At 59.3% G+C, this 18,130-nt stretch carries 19 protein-coding genes; 5 read left to right on the forward strand and 14 right to left on the reverse strand.

Translation table 11 applies throughout. From position 1 onward, the window contains the following. Window positions 1–144: 144 nt before the first annotated feature. From QRN20_RS06885 to QRN20_RS06905, 5 genes are read right to left on the reverse strand one after another with little or no spacing between them, the layout of a single operon-like run. On the reverse strand, window positions 145–777 hold the full coding sequence (locus tag QRN20_RS06885) for an SCO family protein (RefSeq protein WP_004882524.1): 633 nt from the start codon (window positions 775–777) through the stop codon (window positions 145–147). Then, window positions 774–1,673, reverse strand: coding sequence for a heme o synthase (gene cyoE, locus QRN20_RS06890; protein ID WP_029243067.1), 900 nt, complete (start codon window positions 1,671–1,673; stop codon window positions 774–776). Before cyoE ends, QRN20_RS06885 begins: the two co-directional genes overlap by 4 nt. Further along, window positions 1,670–2,728: a COX15/CtaA family protein gene (locus QRN20_RS06895; RefSeq protein WP_285360045.1), complete on the reverse strand. Its 1,059-nt coding sequence runs from the start codon at window positions 2,726–2,728 to the stop codon at window positions 1,670–1,672. Before QRN20_RS06895 ends, cyoE begins: the two co-directional genes overlap by 4 nt. 12 nt (window positions 2,729–2,740) lie before the next feature. Continuing rightward, entirely contained in the window at window positions 2,741–3,325 is a 585-nt protein-coding gene (locus QRN20_RS06900; RefSeq protein WP_122412684.1) for a PA_0111/PP_0108 family redox-active disulfide protein, read from the reverse strand. Beyond that, a complete protein-coding gene (locus QRN20_RS06905; protein WP_122606244.1) occupies window positions 3,291–4,040 on the reverse strand; it encodes an SURF1 family protein in 750 nt (249 codons plus the stop codon). Before QRN20_RS06905 ends, QRN20_RS06900 begins: the two co-directional genes overlap by 35 nt. Window positions 4,041–4,114: 74 nt before the next feature. Between QRN20_RS06905 and QRN20_RS06910 the strand changes: the two genes are divergently transcribed. Next, complete coding sequence (locus QRN20_RS06910; RefSeq protein WP_004882519.1) at window positions 4,115–4,309, forward strand: twin transmembrane helix small protein; 195 nt, start codon at window positions 4,115–4,117, stop codon at window positions 4,307–4,309. A 114-nt stretch (window positions 4,310–4,423) separates the two neighbouring features. Here the strand turns inward: QRN20_RS06910 and QRN20_RS06915 are convergent, their stop codons facing one another. The 4 genes from QRN20_RS06915 to coxB all read right to left on the reverse strand — a co-directional run bounded on the left by QRN20_RS06915 (window position 4,424) and on the right by coxB (window position 8,668). Continuing rightward, window positions 4,424–5,314 carry a cytochrome c oxidase subunit 3 gene (locus QRN20_RS06915; RefSeq protein ID WP_122606246.1) on the reverse strand — a complete coding sequence of 297 codons (891 nt, stop codon included), beginning with the start codon at window positions 5,312–5,314 and terminating at the stop codon, window positions 4,424–4,426. Window position 5,315: 1 nt separating this feature from the next. Then, window positions 5,316–5,894 (reverse strand): cytochrome c oxidase assembly protein, encoded by a 579-nt coding sequence (locus tag QRN20_RS06920; protein WP_069142639.1) that lies wholly within the window; start codon window positions 5,892–5,894, stop codon window positions 5,316–5,318. 7 nt (window positions 5,895–5,901) lie between these two features. Beyond that, window positions 5,902–7,485, reverse strand: coding sequence for a cytochrome c oxidase subunit I (ctaD, locus tag QRN20_RS06925; RefSeq protein ID WP_029243072.1), 1,584 nt, complete (start codon window positions 7,483–7,485; stop codon window positions 5,902–5,904). A 61-nt stretch (window positions 7,486–7,546) separates the two neighbouring features. Further along, window positions 7,547–8,668 carry a cytochrome c oxidase subunit II gene (gene coxB / locus QRN20_RS06930; RefSeq protein WP_122606248.1) on the reverse strand — a complete coding sequence of 374 codons (1,122 nt, stop codon included), beginning with the start codon at window positions 8,666–8,668 and terminating at the stop codon, window positions 7,547–7,549. Window positions 8,669–9,022: 354 nt separating this feature from the next. Between coxB and QRN20_RS06935 the strand changes: the two genes are divergently transcribed. Continuing rightward, a complete protein-coding gene (locus QRN20_RS06935) occupies window positions 9,023–9,673 on the forward strand; it encodes a hypothetical protein (protein WP_025996479.1) in 651 nt (216 codons plus the stop codon). A 120-nt stretch (window positions 9,674–9,793) separates the two neighbouring features. On the opposite strand, the gene QRN20_RS06940 is transcribed toward QRN20_RS06935, so the two are convergent. The 3 genes from QRN20_RS06940 to QRN20_RS06950 all read right to left on the reverse strand — a co-directional run bounded on the left by QRN20_RS06940 (window position 9,794) and on the right by QRN20_RS06950 (window position 13,433). Then, window positions 9,794–11,326 carry a SulP family inorganic anion transporter gene (locus QRN20_RS06940; protein ID WP_058430482.1) on the reverse strand — a complete coding sequence of 511 codons (1,533 nt, stop codon included), beginning with the start codon at window positions 11,324–11,326 and terminating at the stop codon, window positions 9,794–9,796. A 101-nt stretch (window positions 11,327–11,427) separates the two neighbouring features. After that, the gene (locus QRN20_RS06945) at window positions 11,428–12,168 is read right to left on the reverse strand and encodes a carbonic anhydrase (RefSeq protein ID WP_025996481.1); all 741 of its coding nucleotides are present in this window, start codon (window positions 12,166–12,168) and stop codon (window positions 11,428–11,430) included. A gap of 206 nt (window positions 12,169–12,374) precedes the next feature. Further along, window positions 12,375–13,433, reverse strand: coding sequence for a PA0069 family radical SAM protein (locus QRN20_RS06950; protein ID WP_122559000.1), 1,059 nt, complete (start codon window positions 13,431–13,433; stop codon window positions 12,375–12,377). Between the two features lie 239 nt (window positions 13,434–13,672). On the opposite strand from QRN20_RS06950, the gene QRN20_RS06955 reads away from it, so the two are divergent. The 3 genes from QRN20_RS06955 to QRN20_RS06965 all read left to right on the forward strand — a co-directional run bounded on the left by QRN20_RS06955 (window position 13,673) and on the right by QRN20_RS06965 (window position 15,656). After that, window positions 13,673–14,944 carry a phosphoinositide-specific phospholipase C-related protein gene (locus tag QRN20_RS06955; RefSeq protein WP_058430484.1) on the forward strand — a complete coding sequence of 424 codons (1,272 nt, stop codon included), beginning with the start codon at window positions 13,673–13,675 and terminating at the stop codon, window positions 14,942–14,944. A gap of 186 nt (window positions 14,945–15,130) precedes the next feature. Beyond that, a complete protein-coding gene (locus tag QRN20_RS06960; protein ID WP_029243077.1) occupies window positions 15,131–15,358 on the forward strand; it encodes a hypothetical protein in 228 nt (75 codons plus the stop codon). Between the two features lie 58 nt (window positions 15,359–15,416). Continuing rightward, window positions 15,417–15,656 carry a hypothetical protein gene (locus QRN20_RS06965; RefSeq protein ID WP_029243078.1) on the forward strand — a complete coding sequence of 80 codons (240 nt, stop codon included), beginning with the start codon at window positions 15,417–15,419 and terminating at the stop codon, window positions 15,654–15,656. 66 nt (window positions 15,657–15,722) lie between these two features. Here the strand turns inward: QRN20_RS06965 and QRN20_RS06970 are convergent, their stop codons facing one another. Both QRN20_RS06970 and prlC read right to left on the reverse strand, forming a co-directional pair. Further along, complete coding sequence (locus tag QRN20_RS06970; protein ID WP_004882506.1) at window positions 15,723–16,010, reverse strand: YheV family putative zinc ribbon protein; 288 nt, start codon at window positions 16,008–16,010, stop codon at window positions 15,723–15,725. Then, window positions 16,007–18,058, reverse strand: a complete 2,052-nt coding sequence (gene prlC, locus QRN20_RS06975; protein WP_285360046.1) for an oligopeptidase A — start codon at window positions 18,056–18,058, stop codon at window positions 16,007–16,009. Before prlC ends, QRN20_RS06970 begins: the two co-directional genes overlap by 4 nt. Window positions 18,059–18,130 lie beyond the last annotated feature (72 nt).

Genomic DNA, 18,130 nt, shown 5'->3' on the forward strand with positions numbered 1-18,130 from the left:
GGCAAGCCGCCTCCCACGGGGTATGCATTCAGTCAGTCACTTTCGTTTTGCCCCCCCCGTTTTGCGCGTCTTGCGGACTTGTGCATAACGATGAGCGCAGGAGCGTGGGAATGATCCCTGGATCTGTACGCTTCCAGCTGCGCCTCAATCCCTTTCCAGCAACACCGGCAACTGCGCCACCAGCTTCTGCGCGTTCAGTGGCGAGCGGATGAAGCCGCGCTGTCTGCCATCCGGCCCGATCAGGGCCAGGTTGCCGCTGTGATCGACGGTGTAGCCCGGCTTGCTGGTGTCTGCCGGAATGAACGGAATACTCAGTGCGCTGGCCAGTTTCTGGATGTCTGCAACAGGCGCAGTCAGGCCGATGTAGCGCGGGTCGAAGTAGCCCAGGTACTGCTTGAGCTGCTGCGGCGTGTCGCGGTTGGGGTCGACGCTGACCAGCACAACGCGCATGTTGTCCACGGCTTCCTGAGGCAGCTTCGTTCTGATGTCCCGTAGCTGTGCCAGCGTGGTGGGGCAGATGTCGGGGCAGTAGGTGTAGCCGAAAAACACCAGCGTCCATTTACCCTTCAACTCGTCCACGGCCACCGGTGCGCCGTTCTGATCATTCATGCTCAACGAAGGCAGGCTGCGGCTTTGCGGCAACAGGATGACGCCTGCGTCGATCAATGCCGTCTGATCCCCCGGTCCTTTGCCGGACAGCACGCGGTTGATGGTCAGGCCCATGATCAGGGCAACGACAGCGACAAGGATGAAGACGGTTTTCTGGGTTCGGGTCATGGCATCAACAGTAGGTAATGATCGGCGAGCAGCGCGATGAACAGCAGGAACAGGTACCACACAGAGTACTTGAACGTGTCGATCGCGGCGTGCGGTCGAGTGCCACGGTACAGCACCCAGCTCCATTGCAGGAAGCGCAACCCCAACGCCAGCGCGCAGAGCAGATAAAGCAGGCCGCTCATGTGAATCACGTACGGCAGCAGACTGACCGCCAGCAGGATGCAGGTGTACAGCACGATATGCAGCTTGGTGTAGTGCTCGCCGTGGGTCACCGGCAGCATCGGGATCTCGACGCGGGCGTACTCGGCCTTGCGATGGATGGCCAGCGCCCAGAAGTGCGGCGGCGTCCAGGCAAAGATGATCAGCACCAACAGCAAGGGCTCGGCGCTGACCTCACCGGTCACCGCCACCCAGCCCAGCAATGGCGGCGCAGCCCCGGCCAGCCCGCCGATGACGATGTTCTGCGGCGTGACACGCTTGAGAAAGCCGGTGTAGATCACCGCGTAACCCAGCAGCGATGCCAGTGTCAGCCAGGCGGTCAGGGCGTTGATGAAGATGAATAGCAACGCCTGACCCGACAGCGCCAGCAACAGCGCAAAGCTCAGCGCCGCGACAGGCGGGACGCGTCCCTGAGCAATCGGCCGATGATGAGTGCGCGCCATCTGCGCATCGATACGCCGGTCCACCACATGATTCACCACAGCCGCGCCCGCCGCGCACAGACCGATGCCCAGATTGCCGACGATCAGCGTCATCCATGGCACCGCCGTGTCAGTCGCCAGAAACATGCCGATCATGGACGTGATCAGCATCAGCAGGACCACCTTGGGTTTGGTCAGCTCAAGGTAGTCCTGCCACAGGTTGTACAGCGAACGCTGGCGGGTCAGTGAAGTCATTTCAGGGCATCTCTCGATCGCAGTCCGGTACCGGCGATCTTTACCAGCGCATCGTGTTCGATGCGCGGCAATGACCACGGCACAGCGACGCGATAGTTGATCAACGTCACGCACAGCATCAGAACCGCGCCGCCCGCACTGTGTGCCACCGCAAGGACCAACGGCAGGTGCAATAGCACGTTGCCCAGCCCGAACAGAAGTTGCACCCCGAGCGCCGCCACCAGCAGCACCGCCAGCCTGTTGAGACCGACACGCCTGAGCTGCCAGGCCAGCGCAAGCAGGGTCAGCGAGACAAGCACCGCGCCCATCCGGTGCGTGAGGTGGATGGCCGTACGCGCCTCACTGTCGAGATGGCCACCCTGATAGTTCGGGCCGATGTGCTGGGTCAGATGAAACGCATTGCTGAAGTCTGCCTCCGGCCACCAGCGGCCCTGACACATGGGCAGATCCGTGCAGGCCATCGCCGCGTAATTGGCGCTCACCCAGCCACCCAGCGCGATCTGCAAGGCCACGACGATGAGCCCGAGCACTGCCAGCATTCGCAGGCGCGCAGGTATCCGTTGCAGAGCAGGGCGGACGCCGCTCAGGCGCAGACTCAGCAGGAACGACAGGCTCAAGGTTGCGACGCCACCCAGCAGATGAACTGCGACCACGGGCGGCCAGAGCTGCAGCGTAACGGTCCACATGCCAAACGCTGCCTGCGCGGCCACGATGCCCAGCAGTCCCGCCGCCAGCTTGAACGGATGCCCCGCCAGATGCCGGTGCCTCCAGGCCTGCGCCGCCAGCAGCAGGATGAGCAGCGTCAGGCCGCCCGCGAAATAACGATGGGTCATCTCGCTCCAGCCTTTGTCCGCCTCCACGGGCGTATCCGGAAAACTCAGCTGCGCATGCTCAAGCTGCCGCTCGGTACCGGGCACGCCGATGAAGCCGTAGCACCCCGGCCAGTCGGGACAGCCCAGTCCCGCGTGGGTCAGTCGCGTGTAGGCACCGAGCATCACGACCACCAGCGCGAGGACGGTAGCCATTAACGCAAGACGAAATCCGGGGCGGATCATGACCATCTCCCTTCAGCCGATGTTCGAGAGTTTCAGCAGGCGGCGCAGGTCTTCGAGCAGGTCCTTGCCGTTGACGTTTGCGTCGTAGCGCAGCACCAGATTGCCGTGCGGATCGATGATCCACAGGTAAGGCGTATGCAGGTCCGGCGCGAGCATACGGTAGCGCGACAGGTCCAGCGGGTAACGCAGCAGGCGCGGGTATTCCCGGTTCAGCTTCGCAGCGTAGTCAGCGTCGAGCGGCTGAGCACCGGCCAGCGCATGACTGGCACGGGCCGCGTCCCGCCCCAGCCCGATCTGCACCTGCCGCGCCAGATACACCAGTTGCTGACACGTCGTCTCGCAGCGACCGGGCGCGCTGACCAGCAGTTGCCAGCGCCGTTCTCCAGCCGACACACCCAGATCCATACGGCCCTGGCCATTGCCGATCAGGTAACCGTGATAACTGCGACTCTCGGGCACCCAGAACCCGAAGACATACATGCAGGTGGCCAGAACCATGGGTGCAAAGGCGATCAGCACCACCAACAGCAATTGCAGACGTCCTTTGCGCCGACGCCTTGCATCAGGCATGTCGATGGGGTTCATGGCGGCTCCCATGCTTGTCCTCCTGCGCGGTTCGGCCTAGCACCCGGCCTCGGTACAGATAAAGGCACAGCAGCGCGGTGGACAGCGCAAACCACTGCACGGCATAGCCCACATGCTTTTCAGGGCTGATCGCTACCACCGGCCAGTCGACCCGGAAAGCCATAGGGCCAGGCTCCAGCCTCATCTCATGGGAATAACCTTCACGGCCCAGCTGGCTCCACAGCTGATCGGCAAAGACTGCGTTTACCAGCCTTGGCCAGGAGCCTTGTGGCGCATCAGGCTCCAGTTGAAAGGGCGCACGGGCGGGCACATAGACCCACGCGTCCAGCGCCTGCAAGTGATTGGGCGTATTGACGACCGGCCTCGTGCGTCGGTCCTTCCAGGGCAGCCAGCCGCGATTGACCAGTACCCAGAGCCCGCTGGCGTGATCCATGAAGGGCTGGAGCAGCTCGACGCCCGCACGGCCGTCGCGAATGCTGTTGTCCAGCAACACGCTATGGGCTGAATCGAAGTGGCCACGAATGTGCACACGACGCCAGGCGGGGTCCTCGGCGTACAACAACTCGCCGATGTTGACGGGAGCGGCGGCGCGGCGCTCGGTGAACTGACTGAGCATGGAACGCTTCTGTTCGCCCCGTTCCAGTTGCCAGAACCCCAGAGCAATCAGAACCGGTAGCAGGAGCAACACGATCAACGTCGGCCACAGTCCCGGTGCGAAGCGCTTCATCACAGCCTCCGGTCCGGCATGACGGCCGGACCTATACTCCACTGCATCATCGCGATTGCTCCTGGAGTCCTCTCATGCTCAAAGCAGCGATTGTTCTAATGCTGGCTGCCACGGTGGCCAGCCTGTTCAGCGGCCTGTTCTTTCTGGTCAGGGACGACGATCACTCGACCCGTCTGCTCAAGGTTCTGGCGTTGCGCGTCATCCTCGCCGGGCTGACCCTGATTCTGATCACCTGGGGGTTCTACAGCGGGCAACTGCCGTCACCCTGACGATGATCGTGTCCATGCTCGCATGGGCATGCAGCCTGTGACTCTCTGCGTCACAAAGCGGACGCGGAGCGTGGGAACGATCAGAGCCAGCCGCGTACACAATCGGAAGGCGCTCTAAATCACGTACACGAACACAAACAGCCCGACCCACACCACGTCCACGAAATGCCAGTACCAGCTCGCCGCTTCGAAGCCGAATTGATGCTCGGCGTCGAAATGCCCGCGCAGGATGCGGATCAGCATCACCAACAGAATGAGCGTGCCCATCGTGACGTGGGCGCCGTGAAACCCGGTCAGCAGGAAGAAGGTCGCGCCGTAGATGCCGGATCCCAGTGTCAGACCCAGTTCCTGAGAGGCATGGATGTACTCTTCGACCTGAAAGAACAGAAAGGTACAGCCCAAAAGGATGGTCAGCGCCAGCCAGCGCTTCAGCGCGGAGCGGTGTCCTTTCTTCAGGGCATGATGGGCGAACGTGATCGTCACGCTGGAGCTGACCAGCAGCACGGTGTTGAGCAACGGCAGTTTCCACGGATCAACAATGCCGCTGGGTGCCGGATAGAGTTTCGGGTCCGGCGTATCGAGCATCGGCCACGTGTATTGGAAGTTCGGCCAGAGCATGTTCGAGATCCCGTTCGCCCCTTCGCCGCCCAGCCACGGCCCCACCCAGATGCGCACGTAGAACAGTACGAAGAAGAACGCCAGAAAGAAGCTCACCTCGGAGAAGATGAACCAGGCCATGCCCCAGCGAAACGAGCGGTCCATCTGCGCGCTGTACAGACCTGCCCGACTTTCCTTCACCACTGCGCTGAACCAGCCATACATCATGTACGCCACCAGTAGCGCGCCGATGAAGAAGATCAACGGACCATTGGAATCGGGCCGCTCGGCTTTCATGTCGTTGAACCAGGTACCAAGCCCGAACATCGTGATCAACAGCGCCACGGTGGCAATGATCGGCCATTTGCTCTGGGCCGGAACGTAGTAATGCTCGTGGGGCGTTGCCATTTCAGTCTCCTTTGACCACCGCTCTTTCGAGCCTTTTGGCCACTGGCACAGCGGGCGTGCGGCGCTCGGTGATGTCGAACAGCGTGTAGGCCAGCGTGAGGTTCTTCACCTCTGCGGGCAGGTCGCGATCGACGATGAAACGCACCGGCATCTCGATACGCTCACCCGGTTGCAGCACTTGTTGGGTGAAACAGAAGCACTCGGTTTTGTGAAAATAGGCCGCGGCCTGACCCGGCGAGATACTGGGTACGGCCTGGGCTTTCATCGGTTGGTCGGTCGGGTTCTGCGCCACGAATATCATCTCGTTGACCGCACCCGGATGAACCTCTATCTGGTCCGTCCGGGGATAGAACGCCCAGACCATGCCAGCCGAATTGGATGACAGGAACTGCACTTTCACCTGACGTGTTTCATCGATGACTTGCGTGCCCTGATACTGATCGCCGGTCTTGCCATTGATGCCAAAGGCCTTGCACATCACGTCGTAAAGCGGCACCAGCGCGAAGCCGAAGGCAAACATGACCAAAGCCATCAGCAGCAGGCGGGTGATGAGTCGTTTGAGAGGCAATGTCTGGTTCATGCGCAACTCACTTCACGTCCGGCGGTGTACTGAAGGTGTGATACGGCGCAGGCGAGGGCAGGCTCCACTCCAATCCCTCGGCACCGTCCCAGGGTTTGGCCGGTGCCGGTGCGCCGCCCCGGATGGTTTTGATCACGATAAACAGAAACAGTAGCTGGGTTGCGCCAAAGGTGAAGGCACCAACCGACGAGAGCATGTTGAAATTGGCGAACTGCAGGTTGTAATCGGGAATCCGGCGCGGCATGCCGGCCAGACCGACAAAATGCATGGGGAAGAACGCCAGGTTCATGCCCACGAAAGACAGCCAGAAATGCAGTTTGGCCAGGGTTTCGTCGTACATGTGCCCGGTCCACTTCGGCAGCCAGTAATACGCCGATGCAAAGATCCCGAAGATCGCTCCCGGCACCAGCACGTAATGAAAGTGCGCAACCACGAAGTAGGTGTCCTGATACTGAAAATCCGCAGGCGCAATCGACAGCATCAGCCCGGAAAACCCGCCGATGCTGAACAGGATCACGAACGCCACGGCAAACAGCATCGGTGCTTCAAACGTCAGCGACCCTTTCCACATGGTGCTGACCCAGTTGAACACCTTCACGCCGGTCGGCACGGCGATCAGCATGGTGGCGTACATGAAGAACAGCTCGCCCACCAACGGTACGCCGACCACGAACATGTGATGCGCCCAGACGATGAAGGACAGAAACGCAATGGCCGCAACTGCATAGACCATTGAGGTGTAGCCGAACAGCGGCTTGCGCGAGAACGCCGGGATGATCGAACTGACTGCTCCGAAGGCAGGCAGGATCATGATGTACACCTCGGGATGACCGAAGAACCAGAACACGTGCTGGAACAGCACCGGATCACCGCCGCCTGCCGCGTTGAAGAAACTGGTGCCGAAATGAATGTCCATCAGCATCATGGTCACGCACCCGGCCAGCACCGGCATCACGGCGATCAACAGAAAGGCGGTGATCAGCCAGGTCCAGACGAACAGCGGCATTTTCATCAGCGTCATGCCGGGCGCGCGCAGATTCAGGATGGTCGCCACCACATTGATCGCACCCATGATTGAGCTGATACCCATCATATGAATGGCAAAAATGAAGAAGGTCACGCTTTCGGGTGCATAGGTCGTGGACAACGGGGCGTAGAAGGTCCAGCCGAAATTGGGTCCGCCGCCGGGCATGAACAGGGTTGAAACCAATAACAGGAACGCCGCAGGCAGCAACCAGAAGCTGAAGTTGTTCATGCGCGGCAGTGCCATGTCCGGCGCGCCGATCATCAACGGGATCATCCAGTTGGCCAGTCCGACGAAGGCAGGCATCACGGCGCCAAAGACCATGATCAGGCCATGCATGGTCGTCATCTGATTGAAAAACTCAGGTTCGACGATCTGCAGACCCGGCTGGAACAGCTCGGCGCGAATCACCATGGCGAACGAACCGCCCAGCAGGAACATGCTGAAACTGAACCACAGGTACATCGTGCCGATGTCCTTGTGATTGGTGGTCAGCACCCAGCGCATCAGGCCCTTGGCAGGACCGTGGGCATGCTCATGGCCAAGGTCGTCAATCACTGCACTCATGTCGGTCTCCCGAGGCAAAAAATGTGCTGAATGGACACTGCTTTTGTGGGACGCACCCCATTCATGGCTGTACCTGCTTGAGCGTCAGCACTTCCCTGGGCGTGACCATGTCGCCCTTGTTGTTGCCCCAGGCGTTGCGCTCGTAGGTCACGACGGCGGCGATATCCACCTCTGACAGCTGTTTGCCGAACGCCGCCATGGCTGTGCCCGGCTTGCCGTTGACGACGATGTTCAGGTGATCGGCAATCGGACCAGTGGCAATTTTCGAGCCTTTGAGGGCCGGGAACATCGGCGGCAGGCCTTGCCCTTCGGGCTGATGACAGGCCACGCAAACGGTGTGATAGACCTTGTCGCCCTGGGCGATGAGCTCTTCGCGGGTCCAGTCCTTGCTGGTCAGCTCCTTGAGCCTCGCGGCCTCCTGCTTGCGCTCGGCCAGCCAGTTTTCATAATCGGCGGGCGAGCGGGCATCGACCACGATGGGCATGAAGCCGTGGTCCTTGCCGCACAGTTCGGTGCATTGACCCCGGTAGATGCCGGGCTTCTCGATCCGCGTCCAGGCTTCGTGAATGAACCCGGGTACCGCGTCACGCTTGACCGCAAACGCTGGCACCCACCAGGAGTGGATCACGTCGGCGCCGGTGACCAGAAAGCGGACCTTCTCGCCGACGGGCAGCACCAGAGGCTGATCCACTTCCAGCAGGTAGTGCTCGCCCTTGTCGTCACGGTTGTGGATCTGATGAGTGGTGGTGGCGAGGTTGCTGAAGAACTCGACGTCCTGTCCCAGGTACTTGTAGTGCCATTTCCATTGATAACCGGTGATCTGGATATCGACGTCCGACTCGCTGGCGTCGTACATGCTGATCAGCGTGCGGGTGGCCGGGATGGCCATGGCGACCAGTATCAGGAACGGAACGACGGTCCAGAGGATTTCGACCGTGGTGTTTTCATGGAAATGCGCAGCCTTCTGGCCTGAGGAGCGACGATGCGCAACTATCGACCAGAGCATGGCGCCAAACACCACCACGCCGATCACCACGCAGATCCAGAAGATGGTCATGTGCAGATCGAACACAGCTCCGCTGACCACTGACGCGCCGGGTGACATGTTGGTCGTCCAGTCTGCGTGTGTCTGCTCGAACGCTGACCACAGCAGCAGGCCCATCCAGACCCTTGGATGCCGCATTTCGGGTTCCCCCCACACACTCTTGTTCTACGCGGATCACGCCGCGGGCAAGGCAGTGGGCTACCGACTGCAGGACCGTGACCAGAGGCCACAAGCCGACTTCCTCAGACATCGAGTATAGACACGGCACGAGGAGCGCAACGCAGCGCCGGATGAGTGCACCGTGTCAGACAGCGGGCGCAGTGACCGGTCAAACCTTCCGAAAACGCTCAAAAAGACGGTTTTTAGAGCGAAAGCATATAAATGTGAATCGGTTATGACAAAAACGTCTGAGGTATTTAGTTAATCAAGCTAACGTATGACTTTGATCAATAACACCCACCTGGTTATATGCTTTCAGGAGCCCATACCGTCATGAACACGGCCGCATTGCGCGAGCAGATACAACGAGCACAACAGCACGAGGCCGAGACAGGCCAGCTGCTGCAACAGCTGAAAACTCAGCTTCCGCACCTTCATCCTGCCATCCACCTGCCCGAAGTTGACGCACAGGGCGCATTGACGCGTTTTGTCACCGCTTATATCGACCTGGTCCCCGATCTGCTGGACGCCGCTCACGAAGTGGCGATCGAGGCAGGCATCGAAGGCCAGATCAAACCGGTACTCAAGATTGCCGAGCACTTTTTCACCGCACCCCCTGAAATCATGCAGGGCCACGAAGGACTCGACAGCCTGCTGGATGAGGCCTATCTGGCGCATCGTCTGGTCGAGGAAGTGAACGATCTTTACATCAAGCACTTCGGCCAGCCGCTGATTCCGTCCAATACGACGGTTGCCAGCGTGATTGCTCACCAATTGATCGGCGAACAGTTTGCCAATCAACTGGACGAGGCTGTCCATCACGCGGTTGATCAATTGCTTGATGATGAGGATTTCGCGCTGGACTCGGTCGAAGCCTATCGCGAAAAACTGAGCAGCCCCGACACCGAAGCCGCCTGGAAGCGCTGGCCGAGTCTGTCACGTCAATTGGGTATCGGTCTGGAACTGGAACGTTCCGCGGGCTGATTCGCCACCGAATTCATGTCTTCGCCGCAAAGGAAGGAGCCGGATGATGCTCCGCTGCGCGAAGACCCATCCGGCTCCCTTGTGTCGATCAGCACTTGCACCGATCAACAGCAGATTGAATCAGGCGGCGCCTGAGCCAATCCCCGTGTTGGTGTACACCCTTCCTTCGAGTCGACGCTTCAAGCCCCGAGGTTCAATCACCAGCTTCGTCCCGTGAGCGGCATTCGCACGCCCCCAGTCCTCAAGCAGCTCCAGACAGGAGTGATCGATGTAGGACAGGTTGTTCAACGGCACATGCAACGTGGTACCGACCGGAACAGTGCCCAGCACCTGAGTCAGCGCCGGCACTTTCAGGAACGTCGCAGCACCCACCAGACGCAGCTCGTACTCGTTCTTGCCCGGCAGCTCGACCAGATTGATCTTCAGTCGCGAAGCCTTGAGCGCCAATTTGACGAGGGTCAGACCGAAGCCCACCAGAACGCCGGTCAACAGGTCGGTGAAGATGATCGCGCCCGCAGTTGCAGCGTAGGTGAACATCGGCATGCGACCGTAGCGACCCAGCCCCTTGAACGTCTTCAGATCGACCAGCTTCAGACCGGTGTACACCAGCACACCTGCAAGGCTCGCGACCGGAATGCTTTGCAGCACGCTGGACAGCAGCAGGACGAACGCCAGCAGCCACAGGCCGTGGAAAATCGTCGAGAAGCGGGTGGTCGCACCGGCCTGAACGTTGGCCGAACTGCGCACGATCACACCCGTCATAGGCAGGGCACCCAACAGGCCGCACAGCATGTTACCCACGCCCTGGGCACTCAGTTCCTTATCGAAGTCCGACCGCACGCCGCTGTGCATGCGGTCCACCGCTGCGGCAGAGAGCAGTGTTTCGGCACTGGCGATGAAGGCCACGGCGATGGCCGCGATCAGGATCGCAGGATCGGCCAGGTTCATCAGGTCGGCAGGGCGCAGCCAGTCGATGGCTTCGGAGAGGTTTTCAGGAACCTGCACACGCTTGACGTCCAGCGCCATGAACAGGCTGATGGCGGTCGCAATACCGACCCCCAGCAGGGCACCCGGAACGAAGCGCAGCGACGCAGGGCGAATCTTGTCCCAGCCCCACATGATCAGGATGGTACCCAGGCCCAGCATACCGGCTTGCATACCCGATCCCGGCCCAAAGGCCTGGACCAGCGTCGTCGGGAAACCGATCAGGTTATCCAGCCCGGAGGGTTTCGGTCCGCTGTCGAACATCACATGGGCCTGTGACAGCACGATCAGGATACCGATACCGGCGAGCATGCCGTAGACCACGGCCGGTGCCGTGACACGGAACCAGCAACCGAGCTTGAAGCGGCCGGCCAACAATTGAAGCAGACCTGCCAACAGCAGAATCGGCCCCAACATCGCCATTCCATGCTCGCGCACCACTTCGAAGACCAGTACCGCCAGACCTGCGGCCGGACCGCTGACCTGCAAAGGCGAGCCGGCCAGCCAGCCGACGACTAGACCACCGATGATGCCGGTGATCAGACCCTTGGCTGGTGGCATGCCGGATGCGATTGCGATCCCCATGCACAAGGGCAGGGCTACCAGGAACACGACCACGGAAGCGAGCAGCTCCCGTGGTAAAACGGATTTCAATGCTGTAGCACCCATGACACTTCTCCGGGATTCTTCAGACGAGGCAAAGCTGGCGGCGCGCTCCATGCGCAGCCGCCACCAGCTAAAGAAGGGTGTGCCGTCAGTCGTGACTGATATCAGTCAGCTGAAAAGCGTGCTTTCGGGGAAGCCATCGGTGTCGGGCCCGAGCCGTCGAGCGGCACGAAGCGGTCACTTTCAGCGTCATAGGCCAGGATTTCACTGGTTTCGATGCTGTAGACCCAGCCGTGAATGAACAGCTGACCGCTGGCCATCTTGGCTGCAACCGAAGGGTGCGTGCGCAAGTGATGCAACTGGGAAATCACGTTTTCCTGAGTCAGGACCTGCATGGTTTCCAGCTCGCCACTGCAACTGCAATTCTGTTCAACGACGGTACGGGCAACCTCAGCGTGGCGCAGCCAGGCTTTTACCGTCGGCATCTTGTCCAGGCTGTCGGGATTGAGCACCGCTCGCATGGCACCGCAGTCAGAGTGACCGCAGACGATGATGTGTTGTACGCCCAGCGCAACGACCGCGTATTCCAGAGCCGTGGATACACCACCGTTCATCTGGCCGTACGGCGGAACGACGTTGCCGACGTTACGGGTCACGAAAAGGTCGCCCGGCGAGCTTTGAGTGATCAGCTCGGGAACGATGCGCGAATCCGCGCAGGTGATGAACATGGCTCGCGGCGATTGCGCGGTAGCCAGCTTTTTGAAGAGTTCTTCCTGTTGGGGGAAGACTTCCTTACGAAAATGTACGAAGCCATCGACGATGTGTTTCAACGCTACGTCGGCGCTATCCGAGTGGCTATGTGTGCTGGCCGACGTAGCCGACGGCTGTTTATCCATGTCTCTCATGTCTTCATCCTCTCTGACGGATTGATGTGGATTTCTCATGCGTGCTTAACCAGAGCCGGATGTGATCCCTGTTGTTTGGCCTCACGAACAAATCCTTTGAACGCTACCGCTGGTGTCACTCCGAGTTACAGACTAAACGCCCAAGCTTAAGTGAAACTGAATGCGACCGCTCTGGCATGCGGGTTTGCACGATAGTCCCAAGTTCGTTACAGCAATGACATCTGCCCGCCCGGAGGGCAAAACGCGTCGCAATCGAGCACGAAACTCTCACGCCTGTTCAATCCCAATCGCTTGATCGACATCGCATAACGTTGAGCAAGCAGGTCTGCAAATGGACCTTCACCGCGCATGCGAGTGCCAAACTGGCTGTCGTACAGCGCACCGCCCCGGCTCTGGCGGATCAGACTCAACACATGATCGGCGCGCTGGGGGTAATGCGTCTTCAGCCACTCGTCGAACAAGGGCGCCACTTCAAGTGGCAGACGCAGCATCACATAACTTGCGCTCAAGGCACCTGCCGCTTTCGCCTCGCTCAGCATGGCTTCCAGCTCACTGTCGTTGATCATTGGAATGATCGGCGCGCACAGCACGCCAACCGGCACACCGGCCTGACGCAACACCTTGATCGCCCTCAACCGTGCCTTGGGTGCTGCGGCCCTCGGCTCGAGGATGCGCTTGAGCTCGTCGTCCAGCGTCGTCAGGCTGATGAACACCGACACCAGCCGCAGCCTGGCCATTTCCGCCAGCAGATCCAGGTCACGCAGGATCAGCGAGCCTTTGGTAATGATGCTGACCGGGTGACGATAGCGCAGCAATACCTCCAACGTGGCCCGAGTGATTTTATGCTCACGCTCGATGGGTTGGTAAGGATCGGTATTGGCACCCAGCGTGATTGGCGCGCAGCGGTAACCGGGCTTGGACAGCTGTTGTTCCAGCAACGCCGCCGCGTTGGTCTTGGCGATCAGCTTCGTCTCGAAATCCAGGCCCGGCGACATGTCCCAGTACGCATGGCTGGGCCTGGCGAAGCAGTAGATGCAGCCATGCTCACAGCCTCGATAAGGATTGATCGAGCGATCAAACGGAATGTCCGGAGAGCTGTTGCGAGTGATGATGCTCTTGGCGGTCTCGAAGGAGACTGTCGTGCCCTGAGTCATCGGCACTTCCTGATACCAGCCGTCGTCCTCGGCAAAGGAACGACTGGGTGCAAAGCGGTTGTGCGGGTTGGTGGCGGTTCCGCGGCCGCGAATCGGAGAGGAACTGGACATGGATTGACGCCTGAAATACTGTTTTTATATACAGTACAGCACCAAGCAAATGGCCACTCATTAAATACCCGTCACCCTGACAAACGGCACAGCGGGCAGTTGATGGGCGACGCCCGTTTTCAAATCCGGTAACAGGAAAGCGTTTCCCTTGCCGACGCCATTCCGTTATCACTCGTCCCCGGACGGCTTATGGAAAAGCCCGTCCAGTCTCACTATCCGCACTGAAAAGGATTTCAGGCATGCACACTGTTTTTTCCGTAGCGGCCCTGACAGGCGCTTCAATGTTATCGCTCTCCTTCATGCAGGCCCATGCGGCCGGGCTTTCTGACGGCAGCAAGCCATTTGATCAGTACCACTGGGTCACGACCCACAATTCGTACGAAAAAATAAACCAGAACCTCAAGGAAATGCCCCAGCAGTTATCAGATGGCGTGCGGGGCTTCATGCTCGACCTTTACACGGATCACAAGCAGAAGGGTTTCAACCGAATAATCGTGTGTCACAAGAGCCTCGCCTGCTATGGACCTTGGGGCAATCATCTGAAAAATGAATTCATTCCATTCCTCAAAGCCAATCCAGCTGAAGTGGTCACGCTGTTCCTGGAAAGCTACGTAACCCGCGACGACCTTCAGCAGGTCTTCGCCAGCGTTCCTGAACTGGCCGATTACTCATTCGATCCTGACAACTTCGCGAACGAACAGTGGCCGACGCTGGATGAAATGGCGCGTAGCAACAATCGCCTGATTCTGCTGACAGACCGATCGGAACTGGAAGGCAACTACGCCGTGGGGAACAAAGCCGTCAAAGTGCTTTATGACCAGGACTGGCTGGTACAGAACCGCTGGGACACGCTGGGGGCGGTGGCCACAAGCCTGTTGGCTTTTCATGACTTTTCGTGCCCGACACGCTGGAGCGATGTGCCGCTGAATACCCGAACAGTGGCTCGGGAAACAGGCAAGCGCTGGAACCGGCTGTTTCTGATGAATCAGTTCCACACCGCCACCTCCACGACCTTCGACTCTGGCTCCTTCGACAACAACCTGACCTACCTCAGGCACCGCACTGATAACTGTGGCGTCACGCCAAACTTCATTGGCATCAACAACTATCAGAATGGCGACACACTGGCCTACACACAAGCGCTGACCCAGGGCGGGATCTACTTGTGGGAAGGCCATGGTGCCGACAGGACGCAAGACACGGTGTGCGTGATCCCCAACGGTACACAAACACTGCTTCTGCCCGAAATGGGTTGCGAGAACGATGAGGCTCAATCGCTTTCGCTGTCGGGTATCGCAAAAGGCACACGGATTACCGTTTTCGACAGTCCCCACGCCAGCACTGACGACGACTACGCCACGGTCGACGTCAAACGGGACATCGGTATTTCCGAGCACGTTATCGTTCATGAGTTTGAACGTACGCTTGAGACCGACGACTACCGCGTGAACTACTTCAAGTACAACGGGCTTAATGGCAAGGTTTCCCGGGTGGAAATCCAAGTGCCTTGAAGTGGGCGCTGGAACAAAGGCTCGTCTGATCAGGCGAGCCCTTGATACATGGAAACCAGACTGGCAGCCGCGTACATATTGCCACCTGTCACTTTTGTCAGTAGACGATTTTTTCAGCGAGGACTAGCGTAACTGGACGCCAGATTCAATCCGACGCTGGCCCTTTACCTGACAGCGAGGTGGGTAATGGCCAAGTATGAAATTCGCCTGTCTACCGAGAATATCGAAACGCGAGGCTCCGTCAAAATAGCGATCCGGTTTTATGAAGAAGATGAGCTTCAAGACAAAGCCTTGATCACGTTGGTTACCCGAGAAGATTACAAAATAAAAGGCAGTCTGGGCCAGGATGAGCAAGCGCTCATTGATTTGGCGACGGCATTTGAAAGAAAGATTCTTGAGTTGACTGATGGCTGATAAATACACCGTCCAATACATTTTATGCTGCAAGACCAGATAACATGGAGAAAAAACTATGGCCAGCCGTGAAGTTCGACTTTCAGTCGAAGATTTTGAAAACGATAAAATCCCGGAAGTCGTTATAGAGTTCTATAAGGAAGACGAGCTTCAGTACGCGGCGTATGTCACTTCGTCTGGCAAGCTCGACACCGTCGGAAGTCCGGCTGATGTAGACGGCCAAGCGGGGACTGATCAACGAGATGACGCCATCCTCATTGAACTGGCCAACGCTTTTATAAAAATGAAGCTCGATTGATGCGTTTACCTGCCATGAACAATGAGCGCTTTTCTTCACGTTTGTTCATGGCAGATACCGTTCCACTCAGCTCGGATCAACCGGCTTTTTCAACTTCGGATTCGGAAAGAACTGCACGCCCTGCACCTTCGGATCAGCCGGCTTGACCACCACCTTGTTGACCCGTGTGCCCAGCTCTTTCGGCACCGAAAGCCCCTGCTCGTTGAGCGTATCGCTGTAGCCGCAGTGCACGCATTCGCGGTGCGGCACGTCGTCTTCGCTCCACATCATCAGCTTGTCAGGCTCGCTGCACGCCGGGCAGACAGCCCCGGCGATGAAGCGTTTTTTGGTAACGACCGCAGGTGTATCGGTCATGCTGCCGCGTCCTCACTCAGACCACTGTGGCGCAAGAGTGCGTCAATCGACGGCTCGCGTCCGCGGAAGTCGACGAACAGCACCATCGGCGCCTGCGAACCGCCACGGGCCAGAATGGCTTCGCGGAAAGCACGACCGGTTTCGGCATTGAGCACGCCGTCTTCCTCAAACTTCGAGAACGCATCGGCCGACAGCACTTCAGCCCACTTGTAGCTGTAGTAACCCGCTGCGTAGCCGCCCGCGAAGATGTGCGCGAAGCTGTTCGGGAAACGGTTGTAGGCCGGTGGACGCATGACCGACACCTCGTCACGAATGCCCTCCAGCACCTGCAGCACACTGCGGCCGTCGCCGTGAGTGGCGTGCAGTTCGAAGTCGAACAGCGAGAACTCCAACTGACGCACCATCATCAGGCCGGAATGGAAGTTACGCGCAGCGAGCATCTTTTCCAGCAAGTCCTGGGGCAGCGGTGCACCGGTTTCGTAGTGACCGGAAATCAGCGCCAGGCCTTCCGGCTCCCAGCACCAGTTTTCCATGAACTGACTTGGCAGTTCGACCGCGTCCCATGCCACACCATTGATCCCGGATACACCCGCGTGATCGATACGGGTCAGCAGGTGATGCAGACCGTGGCCGAACTCGTGGAACAGCGTGGTGACTTCGTCGTGGGTCAGCAGTGCAGGCTTGCCACCGACGGCCGGGGTGAAGTTGCAGACCAGATTGGCCACCGGGCTCTGCAGGGTGCCCTCGGCGGTGCGGCGACGGTCGCGAGCGCCGTCCATCCAGGCGCCGCCACGCTTGTTGGCGCGGGCGTACAGGTCGAAGAAGAAGCGGCCGACGTGCTGACCGTTTTCCTTGATTTCGAACAGACGAACGTCCGGATGCCAGCTGTCGAAGCCTTTCTGCTCGGCGATTTCGATGCCATACAGACGCTGAACGATGGCAAACAGGCCGCTCAGTACCTTGTCGATGGGGAAGTAAACCCGCAGGGCTTCCTGGGAAACGCTGTAACGCTGCTCACGCAGCTTTTCGCTGTAGAAGCCGCTGTCCCAGCTTTGCAGATCCGGGCAACCCTGTTCGGCGGCGTAGGCCTTGAGTTCTTCCAGATCCTGCACGGCAAACGGCTTGCTGCGCTTGGCCAGATCGCGCAGGAAGCTCAGCACCTGATCGCTGGACTCGGCCATCTTGGTCGCCAGGCTCAGCTCCGCGAAGTTCGCGTAACCCAGCAGTTGGGCCAGTTCCTGACGCAGGTCGAGGATCTGCTCCATGACCGGGCCGTTGTCGTTGTTGCCGGCATTCGGGCCTTGATCGGACGCACGAGTGCAGTAGGCCGCGTAGACTTCTTCACGCAGCGCGCGGTCTTCGGCGTAGGTCATCACCGCGTAGTAACTCGGGAACTCCAGTGTGATCAGGTAGCCATCCAGCCCCTTGGCCTTCGCTGCGGCCGCCATCTGCTGCTTGGCCGAGTCGGTCAGGCCAGCGAGGGCGGACTCATCGGCGACCAATTTGGTCCAGGCCTGAGTGGCGTCCAGCAATTGGTTGGAGAACTGGCTGCCCAGTTCCGACAGCTTACTCTGCACTTCGGCATAACGTTTCTGCTGCTCGGGCGGCAAGTCGATACCGGACAGGCGGAAGTCACGCAGCGACTGCTCCAGAATGGTCTTCTGGCCGACATCAAAATTCGCCGCTTCAGGACTGTTGGCCAGCGCTTCATAGGCCTGGAACAGCTCGCGGTTCTGGCCCATCTCCGTGGAGTAGGCGCTCAATGCCGGCAGGCAGGATTCATAGGCTTCGCGCAGCTCGGCGCTGTTGCACACGGCATTCAAGTGGCTGACCGGGCTCCAGGCGGCGCCCAGGCGATCATTCAACTCGTCCATGGTCAGCACCAGTCCGGCCCAGGTCGGAGTCGATCCCTGTTTGGCGAGAATATCGGCAATTGCAGCGCGGTTGTCCGCCAGAATCTGTTCGATGGCAGGTTTGACATGCTCGGCACGGATCGCCGAGAAGGGTGGCAGGTCGTACGATTGCAGAAGCGGGTTGTTCGCGCTCACGGTTTTGCACCTTGGCTGGAAGAAACACTCCTGCATCTTAATTACAATCGACGCCGACCGCAGCATCGAAAC

The sequence above is a fragment of the Pseudomonas sp. fls2-241-TYG-175 genome (assembly GCF_030209155.1).
Taxonomy (GTDB): domain Bacteria; phylum Pseudomonadota; class Gammaproteobacteria; order Pseudomonadales; family Pseudomonadaceae; genus Aquipseudomonas; species Aquipseudomonas viridiflava.